Source organism: Curtobacterium sp. MCJR17_055, assembly GCF_003224335.1.
In the GTDB taxonomy this organism is placed as follows: domain Bacteria; phylum Actinomycetota; class Actinomycetes; order Actinomycetales; family Microbacteriaceae; genus Curtobacterium.
Genome location: NZ_QKLF01000001.1, coordinates 1 through 24247 on the forward strand (window position 1 = coordinate 1; position 24247 = coordinate 24247).

Annotated in this window: 19 protein-coding genes; 13 read left to right on the top strand and 6 right to left on the bottom strand. The window is 72.4% G+C overall.

Translation table 11 applies throughout. From position 1 onward, the window contains the following. Window positions 1-277 precede the first annotated feature (277 nt). The 3 genes from rlmN to DEJ16_RS15875 all read right to left on the bottom strand — a co-directional run bounded on the left by rlmN (window position 278) and on the right by DEJ16_RS15875 (window position 3361). Entirely contained in the window at window positions 278-1519 is a 1242-nt protein-coding gene (gene rlmN / locus DEJ16_RS00005) for a 23S rRNA (adenine(2503)-C(2))-methyltransferase RlmN (RefSeq protein ID WP_110823926.1), read from the bottom strand. An 82-nt stretch (window positions 1520-1601) separates the two neighbouring features. Further along, window positions 1602-2714 (bottom strand): C40 family peptidase, encoded by a 1113-nt coding sequence (locus tag DEJ16_RS00010; protein ID WP_181419387.1) that lies wholly within the window; start codon window positions 2712-2714, stop codon window positions 1602-1604. Between the two features lie 146 nt (window positions 2715-2860). After that, complete coding sequence (locus DEJ16_RS15875; protein ID WP_258365795.1) at window positions 2861-3361, bottom strand: pyridoxamine 5'-phosphate oxidase family protein; 501 nt, start codon at window positions 3359-3361, stop codon at window positions 2861-2863. Between DEJ16_RS15875 and DEJ16_RS00020 the strand changes: the two genes are divergently transcribed. After that, window positions 3360-5168: a PLP-dependent aminotransferase family protein gene (locus tag DEJ16_RS00020; RefSeq protein ID WP_110858019.1), complete on the top strand. Its 1809-nt coding sequence runs from the start codon at window positions 3360-3362 to the stop codon at window positions 5166-5168. The two genes, DEJ16_RS15875 and DEJ16_RS00020, sit on opposite strands and share 2 nt — an antisense overlap. Before the next feature lie 51 nt (window positions 5169-5219). On the opposite strand, the gene DEJ16_RS15605 is transcribed toward DEJ16_RS00020, so the two are convergent. Both DEJ16_RS15605 and rimK read right to left on the bottom strand, forming a co-directional pair. Then, the gene (locus DEJ16_RS15605) at window positions 5220-5393 is read right to left on the bottom strand and encodes a hypothetical protein (RefSeq protein ID WP_181419389.1); all 174 of its coding nucleotides are present in this window, start codon (window positions 5391-5393) and stop codon (window positions 5220-5222) included. 247 nt (window positions 5394-5640) lie between these two features. Continuing rightward, the gene (gene rimK / locus DEJ16_RS00030) at window positions 5641-6831 is read right to left on the bottom strand and encodes a 30S ribosomal protein S6--L-glutamate ligase (protein WP_110823921.1); all 1191 of its coding nucleotides are present in this window, start codon (window positions 6829-6831) and stop codon (window positions 5641-5643) included. An 18-nt stretch (window positions 6832-6849) separates the two neighbouring features. On the opposite strand from rimK, the gene DEJ16_RS00035 reads away from it, so the two are divergent. The 10 genes from DEJ16_RS00035 to DEJ16_RS00080 all read left to right on the top strand — a co-directional run bounded on the left by DEJ16_RS00035 (window position 6850) and on the right by DEJ16_RS00080 (window position 20593). Beyond that, window positions 6850-7350 (top strand): RimK/LysX family protein, encoded by a 501-nt coding sequence (locus tag DEJ16_RS00035; protein WP_110823920.1) that lies wholly within the window; start codon window positions 6850-6852, stop codon window positions 7348-7350. 128 nt (window positions 7351-7478) lie between these two features. Then, window positions 7479-8540, top strand: coding sequence for a LacI family DNA-binding transcriptional regulator (locus tag DEJ16_RS00040; RefSeq protein ID WP_220032704.1), 1062 nt, complete (start codon window positions 7479-7481; stop codon window positions 8538-8540). A gap of 37 nt (window positions 8541-8577) precedes the next feature. Then, complete coding sequence (locus DEJ16_RS00045; RefSeq protein ID WP_110823919.1) at window positions 8578-10242, top strand: FAD-dependent oxidoreductase; 1665 nt, start codon at window positions 8578-8580, stop codon at window positions 10240-10242. Window positions 10243-10343: 101 nt separating this feature from the next. Further along, on the top strand, window positions 10344-12485 hold the full coding sequence (locus DEJ16_RS00050) for a hydantoinase/oxoprolinase family protein (RefSeq protein ID WP_110823918.1): 2142 nt from the start codon (window positions 10344-10346) through the stop codon (window positions 12483-12485). After that, window positions 12482-13150, top strand: coding sequence for a hypothetical protein (locus DEJ16_RS00055; protein WP_220032703.1), 669 nt, complete (start codon window positions 12482-12484; stop codon window positions 13148-13150). The genes DEJ16_RS00050 and DEJ16_RS00055 overlap by 4 nt, the downstream gene beginning before the upstream one ends. 2 nt (window positions 13151-13152) lie before the next feature. Further along, window positions 13153-14466 carry a transporter gene (locus DEJ16_RS00060; protein ID WP_110823917.1) on the top strand — a complete coding sequence of 438 codons (1314 nt, stop codon included), beginning with the start codon at window positions 13153-13155 and terminating at the stop codon, window positions 14464-14466. A gap of 11 nt (window positions 14467-14477) precedes the next feature. After that, window positions 14478-16883, top strand: coding sequence for a polysaccharide lyase 8 family protein (locus DEJ16_RS00065; RefSeq protein ID WP_110823916.1), 2406 nt, complete (start codon window positions 14478-14480; stop codon window positions 16881-16883). Between the two features lie 196 nt (window positions 16884-17079). Beyond that, window positions 17080-18735 carry a catalase gene (locus DEJ16_RS00070; RefSeq protein WP_110823915.1) on the top strand — a complete coding sequence of 552 codons (1656 nt, stop codon included), beginning with the start codon at window positions 17080-17082 and terminating at the stop codon, window positions 18733-18735. Between the two features lie 94 nt (window positions 18736-18829). Beyond that, the gene (locus DEJ16_RS00075) at window positions 18830-19294 is read left to right on the top strand and encodes a MarR family winged helix-turn-helix transcriptional regulator (protein WP_110823914.1); all 465 of its coding nucleotides are present in this window, start codon (window positions 18830-18832) and stop codon (window positions 19292-19294) included. 78 nt (window positions 19295-19372) lie between these two features. Continuing rightward, window positions 19373-20593, top strand: a complete 1221-nt coding sequence (locus DEJ16_RS00080; protein WP_110823913.1) for an MFS transporter — start codon at window positions 19373-19375, stop codon at window positions 20591-20593. Between the two features lie 28 nt (window positions 20594-20621). Here DEJ16_RS00080 and DEJ16_RS00085 read toward each other — a convergent pair whose 3' ends face one another. Next, window positions 20622-21401 carry a hypothetical protein gene (locus DEJ16_RS00085; protein WP_258365710.1) on the bottom strand — a complete coding sequence of 260 codons (780 nt, stop codon included), beginning with the start codon at window positions 21399-21401 and terminating at the stop codon, window positions 20622-20624. Window positions 21402-21578: 177 nt separating this feature from the next. On the opposite strand from DEJ16_RS00085, the gene DEJ16_RS00090 reads away from it, so the two are divergent. Further along, complete coding sequence (locus tag DEJ16_RS00090) at window positions 21579-22682, top strand: LacI family DNA-binding transcriptional regulator (protein ID WP_110823912.1); 1104 nt, start codon at window positions 21579-21581, stop codon at window positions 22680-22682. Window positions 22683-22698: 16 nt separating this feature from the next. Further along, window positions 22699-24240: a sugar ABC transporter ATP-binding protein gene (locus tag DEJ16_RS00095; protein ID WP_220032702.1), complete on the top strand. Its 1542-nt coding sequence runs from the start codon at window positions 22699-22701 to the stop codon at window positions 24238-24240. Window positions 24241-24247 lie beyond the last annotated feature (7 nt).

The following is a 24247-nucleotide window of genomic DNA, read 5'->3' on the forward strand; positions in this document are numbered from 1 at the left end:
ACTGCATCTCCCGGAGTCGAACTCCGTCAGCGTCTCGGCCGATCCGTTCTCCGCCTCAGCGGCAACGAGTGATTACTTTACGCACGGGTGAACGGCAGCGCCAAGCCAGCTCGACGCCCGGGCGTGTCGCGTCTGCTCCCCCGCTGTGCCGGGCCACGGGCGCCGTGCGCGGTCGCGACCACCGACCGTCCCTGAGAACGACGGAAGGCGCGGTGCGTACTCGCACCGCGCCTCCTGTCAGAGCCGTCGTCCAGCTGCCGTGGCCGTCGACCGACCGTCAGTCAGCGGCGGCCAACTGGCCGCAGGCACCGTCGATCTCCTTGCCGCGGGTGTCGCGGAGGGTGGTCGGGATCCCGGCGGCGTTGAGTCGGCGGACGAACTCGTCCTGCACGTGCACCTCGGACGAGGTCCACACGGACCCGGGCGTCGGGTTGAGCGGGATCGGGTTGACATGCACCCAGCCCTTGCCGCGCTTGTTGAGCTTCTCCGCCAACAGGTCGGCACGCCACGCGTGGTCGTTCATGTCCTTGATGAGCGCGTACTCGATCGAGACCCGACGACCGGTCTTCACGTAGTAGTTGTGGGCGGCGTCGATCGCTTCGTCGGCCTTCCACTTCGAGTTCACCGGGATGAGCTCGTCGCGGAGTTCGTCGTCGGGCGCGTGCAGCGAGAGCGCGAAGGTCACGGGGATGTCCTCCTCCGCGAGCTTCAGGATCGCCGGCACCAACCCCACGGTCGAGATCGTGATGCCGCGCGCGCTCATGCCGAGGCCGTTCGGCTGCGGCGCGACCATGATGCGCACGGCGTCCATCACCCGCTTGTAGTTCGCGAGCGGCTCCCCCATGCCCATGAACACGATGTTCGTCACGCGCTCGGCGTCGACGCGGTCCTTCCCGCCCTTGCGGGGGTCGCCACCGAGTTCACCGGCCGCGATGGCCTCGTTCGCCCGGACGATCTGCTCGATGATCTCGGCCGTCGACATGTTCCGCGTCAGGCCCGCCTGGCCGGTCGCGCAGAACGGGCAGTTCATCCCGCAGCCGGCCTGCGACGAGACACAGAGCGTGATCCGGCCCGGGTACCGCATGAGCACCGACTCCACCAGGGCCCCGTCGTGCAGCTTCCAGAGGAACTTGATCGTGTCGCCCTTGTCCGTCTCGAGACGACGGGTCTCGGTGAGCAGGGGCGGGAGCATCCCGGCGACGAGTTCCTCGCGCTGGGCAGCCGGCAGGTCGGTCATCTTCGCCGGGTCGGACGTGTAGTGCGTGAAGTAGTGGGTCGCGAGCTGCTTGGCGCGGAACCCGGGCAGGCCGAGCTCCTTCACCTTCGCCTCGCGCTCCTCGACCGTCATGTCGGCCAGGTGCACGGGCGGCTTGCCCCGCTTCGGAGACGCGAACTGCAGCAGGGGTCGGCCGTCGGACCCCGTCGCCTGCTTCCAGCCCTCGGTGCGCGGGCGCACCTGCGGGCGGACGGAGCGTGCTGCGCTCTGCTCCTCGAACGGTGTGCGGGTGTCGGTGGCCATCACTCCAGCTTACGGGAGGCCCGCAACCCTTCGCGAGTCCGCCCACCCGTCTCCTGCGGCACCGTTGTACCGACCCTGGTGGTCAGGACCCGGCGGGCAGCAGCCGAGCGAAGTGGTGCGGCATCGAGTACATGGGGACGATGTCGACGACCTCGCCCGGGTGCGGTGCCTGGAGCACGAGTCCCTGCCCGAGGTACAGGCCGACGTGGTCCTCGTTGTCGAAGACCACCATGTCCCCCGGTGCTGCCTCGGACTCCGGGACGGTCGTCGCGACGGCGTCCTGCGTGGGGACGTAGTGCGCGAGCTGGATGCCGACCGCCTGGTACGCCACCATCGTCAGGCCCGAGCAGTCGATGCCCGCGTGGCTGGCCCCACCCTCGAGGTACGGGTCGCCGAGGTACTGCAGCGCCGTCTGCAGCACCGTCGAGCGGTCTCCACCCGGCGAGAGCGCCGCGGACAGGGCGGCCTGCGCTTGCGCCTCGGTGACGCCGAAGCGGAGGACCAGGGTCGGGTACGACACGACCGACGTCGTCGTCACGCCGTCGGAGGAGATGATCGGGACCTCGACGTCGTGGGCGACGGTGTAGGTCTGCAGGTCCTGGGACGTCGTCGTCGTGGCGGTCGGTGCCGGTGCCGCCGTCGCGGTGTCGGCCGGGATCGACAGGGACAGGGTCGAGGTGATCGCCAGGGCCGGCGCGATCAGCAGGGCGGCACGCTTGGCGGTCGCGGCACGACGGACGTGGCGCGGGTCCGCCGCGCGTTCGGCGCGGAGCGCTGCCGACCGCGAGCGCGCGGTACCCGCCGTCGCAGTACCCACCGTCGCGGTGCCGGCCGCCGCGGTGTCGGCCGACGCGGCCTCAGCCAGCGGGGCGACGGCGGCGCGGGCGGTGCTGGACGGCCCGAGGGCCACGACGCGGGCCGGTCGCTCGTGCGCGACGAACGTGCTGCGGGCGACGACGGGGCCGGCCGCGGCACGGCGGCCGCGTGCCCGACTCATCGGGGCGGAGGCGCTCGGCCCCGCGACCCTCGACGCGGGAGCAACGGGAGCGGTGGCGCGGGAGACGGGGGCGTTGGACGCCGGAGCAACAGGAGCGGTGGCACCGGCGGCGCGGGCGCTCGGAGCGGGGACGCTGGGTGCGGCGGCAGGTCCGGACCGGCGGTCGTCGTCCCGTGCGGGCAGTGCGTGGCGTCCCATGGTTCCTTCCGGGTCTGGACCGCCCCTCGTGCGACGACCCGGGGAGATAACGTATTGGTCACGAACCTGATCCCGGCTGGAGAACCTCGGGGAGTTCCTGCGGTCCGTCACAGACACGCGGTACCCGTCCCGGCCGCTCCCGAGCGTCAACCCCGGTCGGTGCCAGAGGCGGGCGACGGGGCGGAGGCGGGCGACGGGGCGGAAGCGAGTCGGGCCTCCCGGCCGTCGGCGGCTCGCGCGAGCCGCGCGGCGAGCGCGACCACGGACGGGTCGGGCGCGGTGGCCGCGGCGGCGGCGAGCGATCCCGGGACCGGCACTCCGGCCCGGAGGGCGACCGGCAGGACGCCCGCCCAGACGCGGTGGTCCTCGCCGTCGTCCGGCGCCTCGCCGACGCCGGCCGCCCGGACCTTGACGCTCGCGGCGTCGAGCGGGAGCTGTAGGACCTGGGTCTGCCGGACCTCCTTCGCGGTCATCTCGCGCACCTCGGCGCGGCGGCCGGGCATGAGGTGGTCGGCGACCTGTCGGAGCGCCTCGGCCCGCAGCTCGGTCGGGACCAGGGTCGCGCGTCCGACGACCATCGCGCTGCGGTAGTTCGCCGAGCTGTCGAAGGTCGAGCGGGCGAAGACGATGCCGTCCAGGTGCGTGATGGTCGCCGAGACGGGGACGCCCCTCCTCCCCGGCGTCGAGGAACAGTCCGCCGCCCGTAGAGCCGTGCAGGAGCAGGACCGGGCCGGCGCCGAGGTCGCCGACGCCGTACAGGTAGGGCAGCACGATCGGGAAGCCGTCGCGGACCAGGCCGACGTGGGCGACGAACCCCTCGGCGAGGACCGCGGAGAGCACGGCGGGGTCGGTCTGCTGCCGGTCGCGGAGACGGCGGACGGTGAGCGAGGGCATGGCGTCGGGAGCGGGCATGCCCCGACGCTAGGGTCAGGACTGGACCAGCGAGTAGACCAGATCGGGGTGTTCGGGATGGACCAGTCGAGCAAGGTGTCGGTGGTCGTCGCACGGGTGCGGTCCCTGGTGCACGACGGGACCCTCCGGGCCGGGGACCCGCTGCCGTCGACGCGGGCGCTGGCCGCCGAACTCGGGGTCGCCCGGGGCACGGTCGTCGCGGCCTACGACCAACTCGACGGCGAGGGCTACATCCGGACCCGGCCGGGTGCGGCAGCGCGGGTCCTCGCGGGATCCGGAGTCCCCGGACCGTCGACCGGACGAGCGCCGGTGCACCTGCACGCCGTGGTCCCCGGGGACACAAACGACCCCGTCGGTCTCGCCGACCCTTCCCGCCCCGGCGACCCTTCCGACCCCGGCGCCCCCGGCAACTCCGGCGACCCCGGCGACCGGGCCGTCGTCGACTGCCGCCCGGGCATCCCCGCCGTCACCGCGATCAGTGACCGGGACTGGCGGGCGGCCTGGCGTGCGGCGGCGGACACACCGCTCCGCAATGCGCTGTCCGACCCCGCGGGCCTCACCGCGCTCCGCGAGCAACTCGTCGCGCAACTCGGGCTGGCGCGCGGCTTCACCCCGTCGGTCGCGCAGGTCATCGTCGCCGCCGGGACGTCCGAGGCGCTGTCACTCGTCGCCGAGGCGCTGCGGGCACGCCTCGGCCGCGCTCCGCGCATCGCCGTCGAGGACCCCGGCTACCGTTCCGGCCACCGCGCCCTGACGAGCGCCGGCGCGGAGGTCGTTCCCGTGCCCGTCGGAGCGGACGGCATCGACCTGACCGTGCTCGCCCGGACTCCCGTGGACGCGGTCCTCGTCTCCCCCACCCACCAGTACCCGCTCGGTTCGGTCATGCCGGTCGGACAGCGGCGAGCGCTGCTCGCGCACGCGGCGGCGACGGGGACGGTCGTGCTCGAGGACGACTACGACTCGGAGTTCCGGCACCGGGGCAGTCCGGTCCCGGCCCTCGCCGCGCTCGACACCGACGGCGTGGTCGTGCACCTGGGCGGGTTCTCGAAGACCCTCGACCCACGGCTCCGCTGCGCCTACGTCGTCGTCCCGTCCGGAGCGGTGGGCGCGGCGGTCCTCGCCGCCCGCACGGCCCGGGGCGCAGTGGTCGCCGAGCCGGTTCAGGTCGCGCTCGCACACCTGCTGCGCACCGGCGCATTCCGTCGGCACCTCGGTCGGGTCCGGCGGGACTACACGCACCGGCGCGAACGGATCGCGGTCCGACTCGCCACCAGCGGGGTCCCCGGCCTGGAGGCACGGGCCCTCACCGGCGGTCTGCACGCGGTGCTGACGTGGCCGGGTCCGGCGACCGGCGCTGCCGTGCTCGCCCGCGCTGCCGCGGACGGCGTCCTGGTGGCCGACCTCGCCGACTACGAGACGGTGCGGGGACGGTCCGGGAACGGGGTCGTGCTCGGGTACGGCGCCGTGACGCTGCCGGAACTGGACCGGGCACTCGACGTCGTGCTCGCGGCGGTCCGGGCGACGAGGGCCGACCCCGGCTGACGTCCGGACGTGGTGTGCCCGACGCCGCGCCCGGCTGCCGTCCCGGTGCCGTCAGCGCTGTCGGGCTCGGTCCGCCGGGGTCCGTCCGTTGCGCCAGACGTCGTCGATCGACGGCACTGGCACGTCGGCCGGGACCGCCCAGCCACGCCGGGCGGCCTTGCGGGCAGATCGGTAGGTGGTGACGTGGATCGGCTCGACGTCACGGTTCGATTCGTACTTCGTCATGGCGTGCTCCCTGTTCACGGTGCCCACCATCCGGTCGGCCGTCCTCCCGGACGGATCACGGATCGCGGGTCACGAGACGAATGCTCTCTTCCGTCCGGACGCTACGCGGCGCCGCTCGCCCCGGGACCGCCCCTGCGGGGTGCCCGCGTCATCCGGACGAGGGCCCACGGGTGAACGATCCGGCGCGGGGAGCAGCGGAGGAGGCCGTCCTGCGGTGGTGATCCGGGCCTCCCGGCGGGTGGGGCGGTCACCCGTCGGACAGGGCGTCCTTCGGGAGCTTCCGCAGCTTCGTGCGACGGCGGCGACGGTCCGGGACCATCGACCGCATCTCCTCGAGCTTGCCGAAGCACAGCAGCCGGTCACCGGGTTCGAGGACGACGCCGCTCCGCGGGTTCGGGATCACCGCGGTGCCACGGTGCAGCGTGAGCACCGTGATGTCGCGGTCCCACAGGCCCGAGTCCTTGATCGTCTTGCCGACGAGGTCCGCGTTCGTGTGCACGAGCAGCTCGGCGACGCCGTACCCGGTTGAGACGCTGAGGCGCTGGCGGACGTCGATCTCCGGGAACGCCACCTGGTTCGCGATGTAGTCGATGACCGCACCGGCGACGTCGAGCCCGGTGGCACGCTCGATGCCCTCGAGGCCCGGGGAGGAGTTGACCTCCATGACGAGCGGGCCGTCGTTGCCCTCGAGCATGTCCACGCCCGCGATCCGCAAGCCCATGATCTGGGCGGAGCGGACCGCGGCCTCCTCGTACTCGGGCGTCAGCGTGACCTGTTCGACGGTGCCGCCGCGGTGCACGTTCGACCGGAACTCGTCCCCGGACGCGCTCCGGCGCATGGCGGCGACGACGCGGTCACCGACGACGAGGGCGCGGATGTCCTTCCCGCGGCTCTCGGCGATGAAGCGCTGGATGAGGACGTTCTGCTTCGTCGAGTGCAGGGTCTCGACGATCGACTCCGCGACCTTGGCCTCGGGCGCGAGGATGACGCCGATGCCCTGCGTGCCCTCGAGCAGCTTGATGACGACCGGGGCGCCCCCGACCCGCTCGATCGCGCCGCGGACGTCCGCCCGGCTGTTGACGAACGTCGTCGCCGGCATGCCGATGTCGTGGCGGGACAGGATCTGGTTCGCCCGGAGTTTGTCACGCGAGTTCGTGATGCCGTTCGCCGTGTTCGGCGTGTACACGTCCATCTGCTCGAACTGCCGCACCACCGCGGTGCCGTAGTACGTGATCGAGTTGCCGATCCGCGGGAGGACGGCGTCGTAGTCGGACAGCAGCTTGCCGCGGTACTGCAGGTCGGGCTGCTCGCCGGTCAGGTCGATCGCGAAGCGGAGGGTGTTCAACACCTTGACGGTGTGCCCGCGCTCGGCGGCGGCGGTGCGGAGGCGCTGCGTCGAGTACGCGTGCGGAGCGCGCGACAGGATGGCGAGTTTCATCACTGCCAAGATAGGGGCATGGCCGACTCCGCGAAGCGCTCCGACAGCGCCCGGGCGGCGTCCCGCGTGCCGATCGTCGCGGGGTGGCGCGAGTGGGCGGCCCTGCCCGACATCGGCGTCCGGTGGATCAAGGTCAAGCTCGACACCGGGGCCCGGAGTTCGGCACTGCACGCCTTCGACATCGAGGAGCTGCCCGGCGGACGGGTCCGGTTCTCGGTGCACCCGTGGCAGGACTCCGACGCGGATCCCCAGACGGTCGAGTGCGACGTCCACGACCGCCGGGTGATCCGCAGCTCGAGCGGCCACACCCAGGAGCGCATCGTCGTGCTCATGTCGATCGAGCTCGCCGGGCGGACCGTCCTGTCGGAGACGACGCTGAGCAACCGCGACCAGATGGGCTTCCGGATGCTCGTCGGGCGCGAGGCGCTGCGGCAGGGGTTCGTCGTCGACCCGGCGCGGTCGTTCATGGCCGGACGGGCGCCGAAGGCCGTGCGGCGGCGGAACCGCGGACGGACCTGACGACCCTTCAGCCGTCGCGGACTGACCGCGATTGATCCTTTTTCCACTGCTCATACGTATGAGCTCTTTTTCTGTCCTACGGTCGTACGCACCACCTCGACGACGAGACCGATCGGAGCGCAGACCGCATGAGCACGACCACGCGCGTCACCCAGCGGATGATCGCCGACATGGCCGGCGTCAGCCAGTCCACCGTTTCGCTCGTGCTCAACGGCAAGGCCGACGAGGCCCGCCGGATCCCCGCCGCCACCCGGGACCGCGTGCTCGAGGTCATCCGTGAGACCACCTACGTCGCGAACCCGGTCGCCCGCAGCCTCGTCGGAGCAGCCACCGGACTGATCGGGGTCTTCACCTACGAGCCGGCGTTCCCCAACCGCTCGTCCGACTTCTACACGCCGTTGCTCACGGGAATCGAGAGCGCCGCCGAGGGCGTCGGAGCCGATCTGCTGCTCTTCACGAGCACCCCCGTCGTCGACGGTCGCCGCCGTCTCTTCCACGAGTCGAACCGCCTCCGGCTCGCGGACGGCTGCATCCTGCTCGGTCGGGAGATGGACCCGGACGAACTCGAACGGCTGCTCGACTCCACGTACCCGTTCGTCGCGATCGGGCGACGCGAGGCCGCAGACGGCCGCGTGCCCTACGTCGGCGTCGACTACGTCAGCGCGACGCACGCCCTCGCCGTCCGCGCACTCGAGCTCGGGCACCGGCGCTTCGGCCTCCTCCGGCTGCCGCAGACCGCCGAGTCCAGCCGTGACCGCCGGGCAGGCATCGTCGCAGCCGCCGCCGCGGGTAGCGCCACCGTCGCCGAGGCCGAGGTGACCCCGAACCGGACCGTGACAGACGCCTGGGCGTCGATCCGGTCCTCCCGGCCGAGCGTCGTGTTCGTCGAGGACCCGGCCGACGCGCACGAGCTGCACGCCCGGCTCGCCGCGGACGGCGTCGCCGTCCCCGAGGACCTGTCGGTGGTCGTGCTCGGCGAGCACAACCGAGCCGCCGACGGCCCCGCCGACTTCACACGCCTGCGCGCTCCCCGCACCGAACTCGGCGCACGCGCGGTCCGGGCGCTCACCGACGTCCTGGAGGCGCGCCGCGCGGCCCCTGCACCGAGCACGTCCGCCGGACCGCCGGTCCAGGAACTCCTCGACTGCAGCCTCGTGCGCGGCGCCACTCTCGTCGCGCCCGCGGTCTGACGCCTCCCGACCACACCCTCGACCACCCAGGAGCACCATGTCCAACACCACCCCCGACCGCCCGTCCGAGACCGTCGCGACGCTCCGCGCCGACGTCGTGATCGTCGGCGGCGGCCTCGGTGGCGTCGCCGCAGCGATCGCCGTCTGCCGCTCCGGTCGCACCGCGGTGCTCACCGAGGAGACCGACTGGTTGGGCGGCCAGCTCACCAGCCAGGCGGTGCCGCCGGACGAGCACCCGTGGGTCGAGCAGTTCGGCGTCACCGCGAGCTACCGCGCGCTGCGGGACGGCATCCGCGACCACTACCGCCGCGTCTACCCGCTCCGGCAGGAGGCCGCGGCACTGCCCGACCTCAACCCGGGTGCCGGCCGGGTCAGCAAGCTGTGCCACGAGCCCCGCGTCGCGGTCGCGGTCATCGACGAGCTCCTGCAGCCGTACCGGAGCGCGGGTCGGCTGACGGTCCTGCTCGAGCAGCGGCCGGTTGCGGCCGGTAGCGACGGCGACCGGTGCACGGACGTGACGGTCGTGGGCGCGGACGGCCGCCGCACGCGGCTCGAGGGCGCGTTCGTCCTCGACGCGACCGAGACGGGCGAGGTCCTGCCGCTGGCGGGCGTGGAGCACGTGGTCGGCGCGGAGGCCCGCAGCGAGCACGACGAACCCCACGCGCCCGAGACGGCCGAGCCCGGCAACCAGCAGGGCATCACGTTCTGCTTCGCCGTGTCGCACCACGAGGGCGAAGACCACACCATCGAGCGTCCGGCGATGTACGACTTCTGGCGCTCCTACCAGCCGGACTTCTGGCCGGCGCCGCTCCTCGGGTTCCTGGCGCCCGACCCGCGCACGCTCGAGGCGCACCCGCGGACGTTCGAACCGAACCCGGACACCGACCCGCTCGCGGTGAGCGCCGACCAGAGCGCGGACGCCGGCGACAAGGAGCTGTGGGGCTTCCGCCGGATCCTCGCCCGCAAGCTGTTCACCGAGGGCGCCTTCGACTCCGACATCTGCCTGGTGAACTGGCCGCTCAACGACTACTGGCTCAAGCCGCTCATCGGCGCGGGCGAGGACCTCGCCGCCGACGACGCGACCGCGGAGCAGGCCGTGCACGAGGCGCGCCAGCTCTCGCTCTCCGTCCTGTACTGGCTGCAGACCGAGGCACCCCGCGCCGACGGCGGCACCGGGTTCCCGGGGCTCAGGCTCCGCGGCGACGTCACCGGCGGTGCCGACGGGCTCGCGAAGGCACCGTACGTCCGCGAGTCCCGGCGCATCCGGGCCGTCACCACGATCCGCGAGCAGGACGTCGCGGCCGAGATCGTCGGCGTCACCGGCCGCACCCGCTACCGGGACTCGGTGGGCGTCGGCAGCTACCGGCTCGACCTGCACCCGTCGACCGGCGGTGACAACTACGTCGACGTCCCGAGCGTGCCGTTCGAGATCCCGCTCGGTGCCCTCGTGCCGCAGCGCGTCCGGAACGTGCTGCCGGCCGGCAAGGACCTCGGCACCACGCACATCACGAACGGCTGCTACCGGCTGCACCCCGTCGAGTGGAACGTCGGCGAGGTCGCCGGTGCCCTGGCGGTGCACTGCATCGAGCACGACCTCGACCCGCAGGACGTCCAGGCGGACGACGAGCGGTTCGCCGTGTTCGCCGCCGAGCTCGACCGCGCCGGTGTCGAGCGGCGCTGGCCCGAGGTCCAGGGCTACTGAGCCGACCGGAGCGGGAGCGCGCGACGCCCCTGCTCCCCGGCACCCACTCCTCCCTCCCGAAGTACTCCCCCGATCCCACCCCGCAGGAAGGTCACGACGACGTGGAATACAACGCACTGCGCATCGGCATCGACGTCGGTGGCACGTTCACCGACGCCGTCGCCATCGACGCCGCCACGCTCCGGCTCATCGGCCAGGCCAAGACACCGACGAGCCACGACCACCCCGACGGTGTCGCGCACGGCATCGTCACCGCGCTCCACGAACTGCTCGCGACGATCGGCCGGTCGCCGGGCGACGTCGTGTTCCTGGCGCACGGCACCACCCAGGCGACGAACGCGCTGCTCGAGGGCGACGTCGCGCCGGTCGGGATGATCGGCATCGGGCGGGGCCCCGCCGGCTTCTTCGCGAAGCGGCTGCGCCGACTCGGCCGGATCGAGATCGCCGACGGCAAGCGCCTCCCGGTGTCGTACGAGCACCTCCGACAGGCGGACGACGACGCAGCGCTCGCGGGCGTCCTCGACCGGTTCCAGGCCGCGGGCATCGAGTCCGTCGTGGTCACCGAGCCGTTCTCGGTCGACGACGCGATCGGCGAGGAGCGCGTCGCCGCCGCCGCCCGCCAGCGTGGCTTCCTCGTCACCGCGACGCACGAGATCACGTCGCTGTACGGGCTGAGCAAGCGCACCCGCACGGCCGTCCTCAACGCGGTGATCCTGCCGCGGATGTTCGCCACGGCCGACCTGGTCCAGGCGAGCATCGACGCCGCGGGGATCACCGCGCCGCTCATGGTGATGCGGTGCGACGGCGGTGTGATGTCCCTCGACGAGATGCGCCGACGCCCGCTGCTCACCGTGCTGTCGGGTCCCGCGGCCGGCGTCGCTGGGGCGCTCATGCAGGAGAAGCTGAGCGACGGGCTCTTCCTGGAGACCGGCGGCACCTCGACCGACATCTCGGTGATCCGCCGCGGCAAGGTCGCCGTGCAGTACACCGAGTTCGGCGGCAGCTCCACGTACCTGTCCGCGCTCGACGTCCGCACCGTCGGCGTCGGCGGCGGGTCGATGGTGCGCATCCGGACGTCCGGGTCGGCCCACATCACGCACGTCGGCCCGCGCAGCGCCCACATCGCCGGACTCCCCTACGCCTGCTTCGCGCCGGTCGAGCAGCTGCGGGGTGCCCGGCTGGCCACCGTCGCACCACTCAACGGCGACCCGGCCGACTACGCGGTGCTCGACACGGACACCGGCCGGCTCGCGATCACGATGACCTGCGCGGCGAACGCGCTCGGGCTCGTGCCCGAGGACGACTACGCGCACGCGCCGGCGGAGTCGGCCCGCGCCGCACTGGCACCACTCGCCGCCGCGCTCGGCACGGACGTCCCGGGAGCCGCGCGCGCCGTCCTCGACGCCGGCGTCGCCCCGGTGCTCGAGGTCGTCGAGAAGATGGTCGACGACTACGGCATCGCGAAGGACGACGTGCTACTGGTCGGTGGCGGCGGCGGGGCGGCGTCGGTCACCCCGCACGCCGGGGCCCGGCACGGGGCCGCGTGGCGCATCGCCGACCACAGCGAGGTCATCAGCCCGATCGGCGTCGCCCTGGCGCTCATCCGCGAGCAGGTCGAGCGGGTGATCCCCGGCGCGACCGACGACCAGATCCTCGCGGTGCGCCGGGAGGCCGAGCAGGCCGTCATCGCGCAGGGGGCCGCGCCCGCCGAGGTGTCGGTGGACGTCACGGTCGACCCGCAGTCGAACACGGTGCGTGCGGTCGCGACCGGGGCGACCGAACTGCGGACGCAGGACCGGACCCAGCGCCGCACGGACGGCGAGCTGCGCGCGATCGCCGCGGAGGGCCTCCAGGTCGACGCCGCCGCGGTCCGTGTCCTCGCCGCCACCGACAACCACGTCGTGTTCGGTGGGCCGGAGCGCCGCCGGTTCCTCCGGAAGCCGACCCACCCGGTGCGGGTCCTCGACCGGGACGGGGTGGTCCGGTTCGCCTCGGCGGACGCCCGGGTGCAGCAGAGCACCGTCGGCGCCGGCGCCGGATCGCTCCCGGAGCTCATCGCCGAGCACACCGCGTACGGGGACGGCGGGTCGCGGGCACCCGCACTGCAGCTGCTCATCGGCCCACGCATCGCCGACCTGTCCGGGGTGCTCGACGAGTCCCAGCTGATCTCCCTGGCCCGCACCGAGGTCGAGGGGCAGGACCGGTCCGAAGCACTCGTCGCCGTCCTCGAGGTGCGGTCGTGAGCACCCTCGCAGCGGTCCTCCCGGCCGACCGTCGGCGGATCGGCGCGCTCGCGGACCGTTCGGACGACGCTCTCGGGGTCATGCTGCTCCGGGGGACGCCGACGAACGAGACCAGGTCGGAGGAGCAGCTCGCGGAGTTCAGCCGTCGAGCCGCAGCGTTCGGCGTCGCGCTGGCCGATCGGACCAGCGCACCGTCCTCCGGCGGGTCGGCGGACGGGTCCTCGGGGGCGATCCGCGTCGTGGAACGCGGCGGCGGCCTGGCCCAGGGCGGGCTGCTCGCCCGGTACGGCTCCCGTGACCACCGCGTCGAGCTGTTCACCGACACCGTCGACTTCTGCGAGCGCCTCGTGGACGACCTCGACTGGCGCCGGTGGTTCCCGTCCGGCAGCGTCCGCGCGGCTGCCGTGGAACACGAGCGCGCGCACCACCTCGTGACCGCGGACCGGTCGCGGGACCTCCGTGCCGCGCTCGGGCTGCAGGTCCTCCGCATCGGCCGGTTGCGCCGCTTCGGCACCGTCGCCGGTGCCGACGAGGTCGCGGCGCACGCCTTCGCGGCCCGCAGCGTCGGTCTGGGCCGCTCCCCGCTCCTCCTCACCGCGGCCGCGCAGGCCGCCCTCGCGACGCGCACCGGCGCGCGTCGCGCTCCGACCACCAGGGAGAACTGACCATGGGCATCGCCATCATCGTCGTCATGGCCATCGGCGTCGCGCTGATCCTGACCGGCAAGGTCCCCACCGCGTTCGCGCTCGTGCTGCTCGCCGTCGCGATCGCCCTCGTGTCCGGCGCACCGTTCGTCGGCGCCGAGAACAGCGTCCTCAGCACCGTGCTGCAGGACGGCGCCATCCGGCTCGCGTCCACCATGATCGCGATCCTGCTCGGGTCGTGGCTCGGGTCGCTCATGCGCGACACCGCGATCGCCAGCACGCTGGTGCGGAAGACCGTCGAGTTCGGCGGCGACCGTCCCGTCGTCGTCGCGCTCGGGGTCCTCGTGATCTCGGCGCTGTGCGGTGCGGTGACCGGGTCCGCGCCCGCCGCCCTGCTCGCCGGTGTCATCGGCATCCCCGCGATGATCGCCGTCGGCGTGCCGAAGGTCACGGCCGCCGGCACCATCCTGATGGGCATCGGGGCCGGCGTACCGTTCGAGCTGCCGGTGTGGCAGTTCTTCTCGACCGCGCTCGACCTGCCGGTCGCCGACGTGCGCTCCTTCATGGTGCTGCTGTTCCCGTTCGCCGCCGCCGCGGCGGTCGTCTACGTACTGGTCGAGACACGGCGGCGCGGGAGCGTGCACCAGTGGACCCTCGCGTCCATGTCCGACGCGGACGCGAGCGGCGGCGCTCCCGCCGCCGACACGCGCAGCCGGCGGCAGCGCCTCGGCGACGCACCCTGGTTCGCCCTGCTCACGCCGCTCGTGCCGATCGTGCTCGCCCTCGTCCTGCAGGTCCCGATCATCCCGTCGCTCCTGGCCGGTGTGCTGTTCGCCGTCCTCACCACGACCCCGCCGCGGCTCATCGCCACCCGCATGCTCCGCTCGCTGTACGACGCGTTCCAGGTGGCCGCGCCGCCGATCGCCCTCTTCATCGCGATCGGCATGCTGCTCGCGGCGGTCGGGCTTCCCGGTGCGGTCTCCGCGCTGCGGCCGATCGTCGAGGCCGTCGCCCCGACGAACGTCGTGCTCTACGTGGTCGTGTTCTCGGTGCTCGTCCCGCTGTGCCTGTACCGCGGCCCACTGAACATCTTCGGGCTCGGTGCCGGGATCGCCGGCGCGATGACCGCGATCGGCTTCTACTCGCCGATGGCCGTCCTCGGCCTGATGACGTCGTACAACCAGGTGTTCGGCGTGGCCGACCCGACGAGCACCCAGACCGTGTGGGCCGCGCAGTACTCGGGCGTGACCCCGCAGCAGGTGATGGTGCGCGTCCTCCCCTACGTCTGGGTGGTCGCCATCGCCGGCATCGTCCTGTCCGCCGTCCGTTACCTCTGAGAGGCACCGTCATGACCGAGTCAGCACAGCCCTCCGGCCCCTCCCGACGCACCGTCCTCGTCGGGGCAGCGGCCGTCGCCGCCCTCGCCGGCACCGGGTCGCTCGTGCCGGGCACCGCCGCCCGGGCCGTCGGCACCGCCGCGGTCTCCCCCTTCGCGACCGTCCGGTCGCAGTGGCTCGCCACCCTCATCGGTGACGTCGACCTCGGCGACCCGGTCGTCGCGCGGTACGTGGCCGATCTCGCCGCCGCGGCGGCACCGGTCTGGGACGCCCTCGACACCGGCGCCGGCCGCACGTACCTCTGGGCCGACCTCGACAGCAGTTCGACGTCGGCGCTGCAGACGACCGCGATCGGCCGTCTCCGGACCCTCGCGCTCGCGCTGAAGACCCCCGGCAGCGCCCTCACCGGCGACGCGACGCTCGCGGCAGACCTCGTGTCGGCGTTCGACTGGTTCCTCGCGAACAAGTACGGCGGCGGTGTGCGCCGGTACGACAACTGGTGGGACTTCCAGATCGGCATCCCGCTCGCCCTCAACGACGTCTGCCTGCTGCTGCACGACCAGCTGTCGGCCGCGCAGATCGACACCGCGATGACGGCGATCCGGAAGTACGCGCCGGATCCCAGGGTGACGGCAGAGATGACGTCGACCGGTGCGAACCGCAACTGGGCGTGCTCGATCGCCATCGTCCGCGGGGCGCTGAGCGAGGACGGCGCGGTGATCGCCGACGCGAAGAACGCGTACGCCCCCGTGTTCGACTACGCCACCAGCGGCGACGGCTTCTACCCCGACGGCGGCTTCGTCCAGCACGAGTACCACCCGTACAACGGCAGTTACGGCCTCTCGCTGCTGCAGTACCTGACCTACAGCATGCTCGCGGTCCGGGGGACGCAGTGGGCGTTCACCGCGGCGCGGCTCGACCGGGTCGTGGACTGGGTCGAGGACAACTTCCGCCCGTGGATCCACGCCGGGGCGTTCATGGACATGACCCGGGGACGGGCGCTGTCGCGGTTCTACCAGACCGACCACCGCCTCGGGCACCTCACGGTGGCGACGCTGGTGCAGCTCGCCGACGTGCTGCCGACCTCGGACGCGGCCGCCCTGCGGTCGGTGTGCAAGGGGTGGATCGCCGCGGACACCACCCAGCCGTACTTCGCCTACGACGATGTCCCGATCGAGCAGGTCCGGATCCCGTCGATCGTCCGGGGCCGCGCGCTCGTCGCCGACGCGGCGGTGACGACCGCGGCCGAGTCGACCCGGTCGGTCGTGGCGACGTCGATGGCCCGCGCAGTCCATCGCCGCCCGGGCTTCGCCCTCGGCATCGCGATGGACAGCACGACCATCAAGCCGTACGAGACCGCCAACGACGAGAACCTGCAGGGCTGGTACACCGGCGAGGGTGCCACCTACCTGTACCTGCCGGGGAAGCCCGGCCACTGGGCGAACCAGTACTGGCCGACCGCCGACAAGTACCGGATCCCCGGCACCACCGTGCAGGTCAAGCCGCTCGCCCTCGGCGCCGGTCGGGGGTCGACGAACACGTGGACCGGCGGCGTCGTGCAGGACGACGTCTCCGTCGTCGGCATGGGGCTGTCGTTCGCCAAGCAGACGCTGCGGGCCCGCAAGTCGTGGTTCGGCTTCGGTGACGTCGTGCTGCACCTCGGCGCGGGCATCACCAGCTCGGACGGCGTCCGCGTCGAGACCGTCGTCGAACAGCGGAACACCGGTCCGGACGGCCAGACGGTCCCGGTGGTCGACGGACGCGCAGCACTCACCACGCCGAGCAGCACGGCGACGACGCTCACCCCGCGGTGGGTGCACGTCCCCGGCACCGGCGGCTACGTCTTCCCGGCGGGCACCGCGGTCCGCGCACTCCGCGAGGACCGCTCCGGTCGCTGGACCGACATGGACCACCGCGGCACCTACGAGGACGACACCACCCATACTCGCCGCTTCGTGACACTCTGGCTCGACCACGGAGTCGACCCGACGGACGCGACCTACTCCTGGCTTCAACTGCCGGGTGCGACGCAGGCGCAGGTGTCGGCGGCTGCCGCGTCGGACGACGTGGTGGTGCTCGCGAACACCGCGAGCCTCCAGGCCGCTCGGCAGATCAGTACCGGCGTGACCGCACTCACCGCCTGGTCCAGCGGGACCCCCGCGATCGGTGGGTCACGCATCGACCGCACGGGGTGCGTGGTCGTGCGCCGGGACGGCGACGGTGTCGTGGTGTCGGTGAGCGAGCCGACACAGCGGTTGACGGGAGTGGTCACCATCACCGTCGACGGCCCTGCCGGTGCGCTGCGGTCCGTCGACCCGCGCATCACGGTGCGGTCGACCAGCCCTGACCTCGTGCTGACGGTCGACGTGTCCGGTGCTGCCGGCAGGACCGCGACGGCTCGGTTCGACGCCGCTTGACGGGATGGGTGTCCGAGCGGGCAGGAGGCTCGTGGCCGCAGCGCCACGAGCCTCGTGTCCGACATCGCAGGGGCGAGGCACCATCGATCGCCACCGACCTGACGACCCCCTGAGCGCTGGGAACAGCCGTGCGGCCTGCAGGCCACACTCGGGCGTGAACCCGAGTCCGTGACCAGAACGCAGAGAGGACGACGCCATGACCGACGTCTCCAGCCAGCCACCCGCCGAGGGTGACGACCGCCGGGTGCTCACCAACCGGCAGGGTCACCCCGTCTACGACAACCAGAACCAGCGCACGGTCGGAGCCCGCGGCCCGGCGACGCTCGAGAACTACCAGTTCCTCGAGAAGATCAGCCACTTCGACCGCGAGCGGATCCCGGAGCGGGTCGTGCACGCCCGCGGTGCGGTCGCCTTCGGGTACTTCGAGGCCACCGGCACCTGGGGTGACGAGCCGATCGCGCAGTACACCCGCGCGAAGCTCTTCCAGGAGGCCGGCAAGCGCACCGACGTCGCCATCCGGTTCTCGACCGTGATCGGTGGACGCGACTCGTCCGAGGCCGCCCGCGACCCCCGCGGCTTCGCCGTGAAGTTCTACACCGAGGACGGCAACTGGGACCTCGTCGGCAACAACCTCGGGGTGTTCTTCATCCGCGACGCCATCAAGTTCCCGGACGTCATCCACTCCCTCAAGCCGGACCCCGTCACGTTCCGCCAGGAGCCCGCGCGCATCTTCGACTTCATGTCCCAGACGCCCGAGTCGATGCACATGCTCGTCAACCTGTTCAGCCCGCGCGGCATCCCCGCGAACTACCGGACGCAGCAGGGCTTCGGCGTGAACACCTACAAGTGGGTGAACGGCGACGGCGACACGAAGCTCGTCAAGTACCACTGGATCCCGTCGGTCGGCGTCAGCTCGATGACCGAGGCCGACGCAGCCGTCGTGCAGGGCGGCGACCTCGGCCACGCGTCGAAGGACCTGTACGAGGCGATCGAGCGCGGTGAGTACCCGGAGTGGGAACTCCGCGTGCAGCTCATGGACGACCACGACCACCCCGAGCTCGACTTCGACCCGCTCGACGACACGAAGGTCTGGCCCGAGAACGAGTTCCCGCCGAAGGTCGTCGGCAAGATGGTCCTGAACCGGAACGTCACGAACCACTTCGCCGAGAACGAGCAGCTCTCGTTCGGCACCGGCGTGCTGGTGGACGGCCTCGACTTCTCCGACGACAAGATGCTCGTCGGCCGCACGTTCTCCTACTCGGACACGCAGCGGTACCGCGTCGGCCCGAACTACCTGCAGCTGCCGGTGAACGCGCCGAAGAACGGGAACGTCGCCACGAACCAGCGCGACGGGCAGATGGCCTACCACCAGGACCACGGTGGCGAGAACCCGCACGTCAACTACGAGCCGTCGATCACCGGTGGGTTGCGCGAGGCCGAGTACCCGACGCACGACGACCAGGGGCCCGAGATCGTCGGTCGTCTCACCCGCAAGCGCATCCCGCGGACGAACGACTACACGCAGGCTGGTCAGCGCTACCTGCTCCTCGAGGACTGGGAGCGTGACGACCTGGTCGCGAACTTCGTCGACCTCATCTCGCAGGCGGCCCGGCCCGTGCAGGAGCGCATGCTCTGGCACTTCTACATGGTCGAGGACGACCTCGGCCGCCGCGTCGGCGAGGGCCTCGGCATCACGCTCGACGAGGTCAAGGACCTGCCGCCGCTGCAGTCCCAGACCCTCGACGAGGCCGAACTCGCGCGCCTCGCGAACCTCGGCCACAACGGGCCCCGGGACGTCGACGGCCTCATGATGACGCACTGCGTACCGGACGAGCGCGCCGTCCGCGTCTGAGACGCGACCTCGGTCGGCCGGGAGGCCCGGTGCCAGCTGGCACCGGGCCTCCCGTCTGCACGGCCGGGCGGCGTCCGTCCGGCAGGATGGGCGCATGCCACACGCACCATCAGAGGGCATCGACGAGCTGCTCGCGGCCTCGCGCGGACTGCTCGGGGTCGTCGCCCGGTCACTCGCCCCCGCGCTCGAGCACGTCACCGTCCCGCAGTTCCGGCTCGTCGTCCTCGTGACGACCCTCGGACCCACACGATCGGGTGACCTCGCCGAGCGACTCGCGGTCGGTCCGTCGACCCTGACCCGGATCGTCGACCGGCTCGTCGAGGACGGGTGGGTCGAGCGGTTGCCGAGCACCGAGAGCCGCCGCGAGGTCCTCGTCGGCGCGACCGAGCGAGGACGAGCACTGGTCGCCGACGTGATGGACCGGCGACGGGTGGAGATCGTCGGGCTCCTCGACGCCGTGCCGGAGGACGAGCGTGCGAGCGTCGTCGCGGGGGCCGCGGCGCTGCGGCGGGCGATGCACGAACCGCTGCCGGAGGAGATCTCGGCGTTCGGCGGCTGAGCGCCCGCTCCGGTCGGCGCTCCCGGCCGTTCGCCGTCACGGAGGAATGACCGACGGCCGCCCGCGCTTGTGGCGTCCATGACCACCACCTCCACCCGCCGCGGCTGGCTGAGCGTCCTGTCGGTCGCCCTCGGCTCGTTCGTCCTCGTGCTCTCGGAGTTCCTGCCGATCGGCCTGCTGCCGTCCATCGCGCGCGACCTGCACGTCGACATCGGGACCGCCGGCCTGATGGTGGTGTTCACGGGTCTCACCGGCGCCGTGGCCGCCCCGGTCGTGACGGTCGCCACCTCGCGCCTCGACCGCCGGACGGTGCTGCTCGCCCTGACCGTCCTGCTGGTCGTGGCGGACGCCCTCGCGGCGATCGCGCCCACCTTCGGTGTGCTGCTCGTCGCCCGGATGCTCCTCGGTGTCGGCATCGGCGGCTTCTGGGCCATCGGTGCGGGTATCGCCGGGAGGCTCGTGGAACCGTCCGCCGTGATCCGTGCGACCTCCTTCATCACCGCGGGCGTCTCCGTCGCCACGGTGGTGAGCCTGCCGCTCGGTGCGTTCGTCTCGTCGCTCGCGAGCTGGCGCCTCGCCTTCGTGATCGGTGGCGCGCTCGGCCTGGTCGCGCTGGTGCTCCAGATCGCGATGCTGCCGAGCATCCCCTCCTCGCAGCGGGTGCGGTTCGCGACGCTCGCGGGTCTGCTCCGGGTGCAGCGTGCCCGCGTCGGCCTCATCGCGGCCGCGTTCCTCTTCGTCGCACAGTTCGCCGCCTACACGTACGTGGCGCCCTACCTGGAGGAACTCGTGCGGGTCGGGCCGGACACGGTCACCCTGGCGCTGCTCGTGTTCGGCGTCGCCGGCATCGCGGGGAACTTCGTCGCCGGCGTCACCCTGAGCCGGAACGTCATCGGCACCATCGGCGTCGCGAAGATCGTCCTCGCCGCGGCCGTCGTCCTGCTGCCGTTCGCGGCGCACTCCGTCGTCGGCGTGTTCGCGCTGCTCGTGGTGTGGGGCTTCGTCTGGGGCGCCCTGCCGCTCGGCACGCAGACCTGGATGTCGACGGCCTCACCGGCGGGGGCGGAGAGCGGGCTGGCGTTGTTCGTCACGACGATCCAGCTCGCGATCGCCGCGGGGTCGGTCCTGGGCGGTGCGGCCGTGACGTCGTTCGGGCTGTCGGCGGACTTCTGGTTCTCCGGCGCGGTCGCCGTGGTGGGCGCCGTCGTGCTGCTGACGCTGGGGCTGCGCCGGTCGAGTGCGATCCCACGGGCGGATGCCCCGACGGCCCCCTCGCCGGTCCCGGCCTCGGCGGACTGATCGGCCCCCAGGGGCTCGACCCGCGGGCTCACCCTGCCCAGGCGCGGACCCGGTGCACGGTGGCCGCCTTCGGGTAGCGGCCGCCGCGGGCGCCGATCTCGAACAGGTCGACCATGAGGAAGAGCGGGTGGTCCGGCGCCTGGTCCAGCCGTCGCACGACGCGGTCGCCACACCCGATCACGGTCGCACCGTCGCCCCAGACGACGGTCCAGGTCTGCCGCTGCGCGGCGTCAACCGGCAGGTCGACCTCGGTCATGTCCGTCGTCAGCCCGGGTTCGCCGTGTGCCTTGATGCCGCTCCGCACCCGGGTCGTCCCGCCGATCGCTGCGCCGTCGACCTCGGCGACGCAGATCTCCCCGGACTCCCGGGGTGAGCGGTGCTCGGTGCCCACCAGCCACACCGCGGTCATGCACCGCGGGTCCGGGCTGGCGCTGAGGGTGACCTCGACCCGCCCGCTCGACGGCGCGAACAGCAGCGACTGCGGTGTCTCGGTGCGCACGACGAGGCCGTCCGCGCGATGACGATGTGTCCCGCGCTCCGACCCGAGCGGTCCGGAGAACACTCCGGTCTGCAGGTTCGACACCCGGAGCGGCGCGTCCTCCGGTCGCCAGTCGGGTTGGTCGTCCTCGATCCGCAGCTCGATCCCGTCCGGGACGAACCGGTGGCGGGCACGTGCCCGGTCCGGCGTCGTCCAGTGCGGGAGGTAGGCGGGCACCCACCACTCGGGACGGAGATCGCCCTCGAACTGGTCGTCGAGGTCCGGTGTCCGGTCCGGGGGCGGTGGGAGTTCGCGGGTCGAGGAGGGCATGCGACAGGGTACGACGCAGACGTCTCGGGCTGCCGGTGCGTCGCCGTCCTCGGTCACCGCGAGCCGTCGCGGGCCGTGGCACTGTCCGCTGCTTGACATGCCCGCTCGCGGTGCCTATGGTCGTGGAATCGATTCCATGGAATCGATTCCACGACTCGCCCAACGGAGTGCTCAACGATGAACGCCGTCACCATCAAGGACGTCGCCGCCCGCGCCGGCGTCTCGGCAGCGACGGCATCGCGCGTCCTCTCCGGCAACGCCGCGACGAGCAAAGACTCGCGCCGGGCCGTCGAGCAGGCCGCGAAGGACCTCGACTTCCGCCCGAACCTGCAGGCCCGTGCGCTGCGGTCGACCCGGTCGGACACGATCGGCCTGCTCGTCTCGGACGTCCGCAACCCGTTCTTCGCCGACCTCGCCCACACGATCGAGCAGGCCGCGCTGGCCGAGGGCTACGTCACGCTGCTCGGCAACGCGAACGAGCGTGCCGACCAGCAGAACCGGTACCTCGACACGCTCATCGCCCGCCGGGTCGACGGCGTGATCGTCGCACCGCAGGGCAACGACACCGGGACGGTCCAGCAACTCGTCGACCGCGAGATCCCCACGGTGTTCGTCGACCGCGTGATCCCGGGCATCGACGTGCCGAGCGTCACCACCGACAGCAGCACCGGCATCCGGCAGACCGTCGAGCACCTCGCCGCACTCGGACACACCCGCATCGGGTACATCGCCGGCCCACAGAGCGTCTCCACCGGCCGCGAGCGCTTCACGGCGTACCAGGACGCGATCGCCGCCGCGGGCCTCAGCGGGGACCCCGACCTCGTCGTGTTCGGCGACTTCCAGGCCGCGTCCGGCTCGACCGGCGTCACGACCCTGCTCGGTCTCGACGACCCGCCGACGGCGATCTTCGCCGCGGACAGCCTGATGGCCGTCGGCGCGATCGCGATCCTCAACCGGCTCGGTCTCCGGGTCGGCGAGGACATCGCCCTGGTCGCCTTCGACGACATCGAGTGGTTCTCGCTCCTCGAGCCCGCCCTCTCCGTCGTCGCACACAGCGTCGAGGACATGGGCCGTGTCGCGGTCGACCTGCTCCGCGACGTCATCGACGGCGGCACCCCGCAGTCCGTCCGCCTGCCGAGCGAGCTCATCGTCCGAGCCTCCTCGGCCACCGCCATCCGTCCCCGTCGACCGGCCGCACCGCCGCGCCCGACCGACCAGCAGCACGCCGACCAGCAGCACGCCGACCAGCAACACGCTGACCAGCAGCACCCGGAGCACTGACATGGAAGAGACACCGATGCCGCAGACACCCCTGCAGCAGCACCCACTCCTCACCCTCGACCGGGTGAGCAAGTCGTTCGGCCCCGTCCAGGTGATCACCGACGTCACCGTCGACGTGCACGCCGGGAAGGTGCAGGTCCTCCTCGGCGAGAACGGCGCCGGGAAGTCGACGCTCATCAAGATGATGTCCGGCATCCACCAGCCCGACGGCGGGCGGATCCTCGTCGACGGAGCCGAGGTGAGCCTCCCGACCGTCTCGGCCGCGGAGCGGCTCGGCATCGCGACCATCCACCAGGAGCTCAACCTGGTCGGCTCGCTCAGCGTCGCCGAGAACGTGATGATGGGTCGGATCCCGACCCGCTTCGGCATGGTCGACCGGAAGACGCTCCGCCGCCAGGCGGAGGCGGCGCTCGCGACCATCGGACTCGACGTCGACGTCGACACCCCGGTCGGTGACCTCGGCATCGCCCGGCAGCAACTCGTCGAGATCGCGAAGGCGCTCAGCGTCGACGCGCGGATCCTCATCCTCGACGAACCGACCGCGGCCCTCACCCGCCACGAAACCGAGGCGCTCTTCCGGGTCGTCGCGGACCTGCGTGCCCGGGGCGTCGGCATGCTCTTCATCAGCCACCACCTCGACGAGATCGCCGAGATCGGTGACACGGTCGCCGTGCTCCGCGACGGTCACTTCGTGGCCGAGGTGCCGGCCTCGACGCCCGAGGACGAGCTCGTCCGGCTCATGGTCGGGCGGAGCATCGAGGAGCAGTACCCGACGGGTGCCGCCGTGGTCGACCGGGCCGACCCCGTGCTGCGGGTCGAACACCTCACCGCCGCCGGTCGTTTCACGGACGTGTCCTTCGACGTGCACGCCGGCGAGATCGTCGGCATCTCCGGCCTCGTCGGCGCCGGACGCACCGAACTGGTCCGCGCGATCGCCGGCGCCGACGGCTACGACAGCGGCACCGTGACCGTCCGCGGCCGCGCACTCGGCAAGGGCAGCGTCGCCGGCGCGATCAAGGCCGGCATCGGACACGTGCCCGAGGACCGCAAGGGCCAGGGCCTCGTGCTCGGCGCGTCGGTCAACGACAACCTCGGCTACGCCACGCTCGCGTCCAGCGCGCGTGGCGGTCTCGTCGACTTCGCCGGGCAGAAGCAGCGCGCCGAGCAGGTCGCTGCCCGCCTGCGGATCCGGATGCACGACATCGACCAGCCGATCGGCTCCCTGTCCGGCGGCAACCAACAGAAGGCCGTCTTCGGGCGCTGGATCCTCGCTGGCTCGAGCGTCCTGCTGTTGGACGAGCCGACCCGCGGTGTCGACGTCGGCGCGAAGGTCGAGATCTACGAACTCGTCAACGCCATCACCGAGGCCGGTGGTGCCGTGGTCATGGTGTCGAGCGAGCTCCCCGAGGTCCTCGGCATGAGCGACCGCATCCTCGTGATGCGCGACGGCCGGATCACCGGTGAGCTCGACGGCGCCGACGCGACCGAGGACGCCGTCATGACCCTCGCCGCCCGGGACGTCACCGAGCCCGAGAACGGGCAGGCCGACGCCGCCTGACCCGGCA

Coding starts and splice junctions, on each gene's coding strand:
- DEJ16_RS00065 (WP_110823916.1), top strand. CDS start 14,478: ATGACCGAGTCAGCACAGCCCTCCGGCCCCTCCCGACGCACCGTCCTC.
- DEJ16_RS15605 (WP_181419389.1), bottom strand. CDS start 5,393: ATGACGAAGTACGAATCGAACCGTGACGTCGAGCCGATCCACGTCACC.
- DEJ16_RS00075 (WP_110823914.1), top strand. CDS start 18,830: ATGCCACACGCACCATCAGAGGGCATCGACGAGCTGCTCGCGGCCTCG.
- DEJ16_RS00070 (WP_110823915.1), top strand. CDS start 17,080: ATGACCGACGTCTCCAGCCAGCCACCCGCCGAGGGTGACGACCGCCGG.
- DEJ16_RS00010 (WP_181419387.1), bottom strand. CDS start 2,714: ATGGGACGCCACGCACTGCCCGCACGGGACGACGACCGCCGGTCCGGA.
- rlmN (WP_110823926.1), bottom strand. CDS start 1,519: ATGGCCACCGACACCCGCACACCGTTCGAGGAGCAGAGCGCAGCACGC.
- DEJ16_RS00045 (WP_110823919.1), top strand. CDS start 8,578: ATGTCCAACACCACCCCCGACCGCCCGTCCGAGACCGTCGCGACGCTC.
- DEJ16_RS00035 (WP_110823920.1), top strand. CDS start 6,850: ATGGCCGACTCCGCGAAGCGCTCCGACAGCGCCCGGGCGGCGTCCCGC.
- rimK (WP_110823921.1), bottom strand. CDS start 6,831: ATGAAACTCGCCATCCTGTCGCGCGCTCCGCACGCGTACTCGACGCAG.
- DEJ16_RS00085 (WP_258365710.1), bottom strand. CDS start 21,401: ATGCCCTCCTCGACCCGCGAACTCCCACCGCCCCCGGACCGGACACCG.
- DEJ16_RS00090 (WP_110823912.1), top strand. CDS start 21,579: ATGAACGCCGTCACCATCAAGGACGTCGCCGCCCGCGCCGGCGTCTCG.
- DEJ16_RS00020 (WP_110858019.1), top strand. CDS start 3,360: ATGGTCGCCGAGACGGGGACGCCCCTCCTCCCCGGCGTCGAGGAACAG.
- DEJ16_RS00040 (WP_220032704.1), top strand. CDS start 7,479: ATGAGCACGACCACGCGCGTCACCCAGCGGATGATCGCCGACATGGCC.
- DEJ16_RS00060 (WP_110823917.1), top strand. CDS start 13,153: ATGGGCATCGCCATCATCGTCGTCATGGCCATCGGCGTCGCGCTGATC.
- DEJ16_RS00080 (WP_110823913.1), top strand. CDS start 19,373: ATGACCACCACCTCCACCCGCCGCGGCTGGCTGAGCGTCCTGTCGGTC.
- DEJ16_RS00095 (WP_220032702.1), top strand. CDS start 22,699: ATGCCGCAGACACCCCTGCAGCAGCACCCACTCCTCACCCTCGACCGG.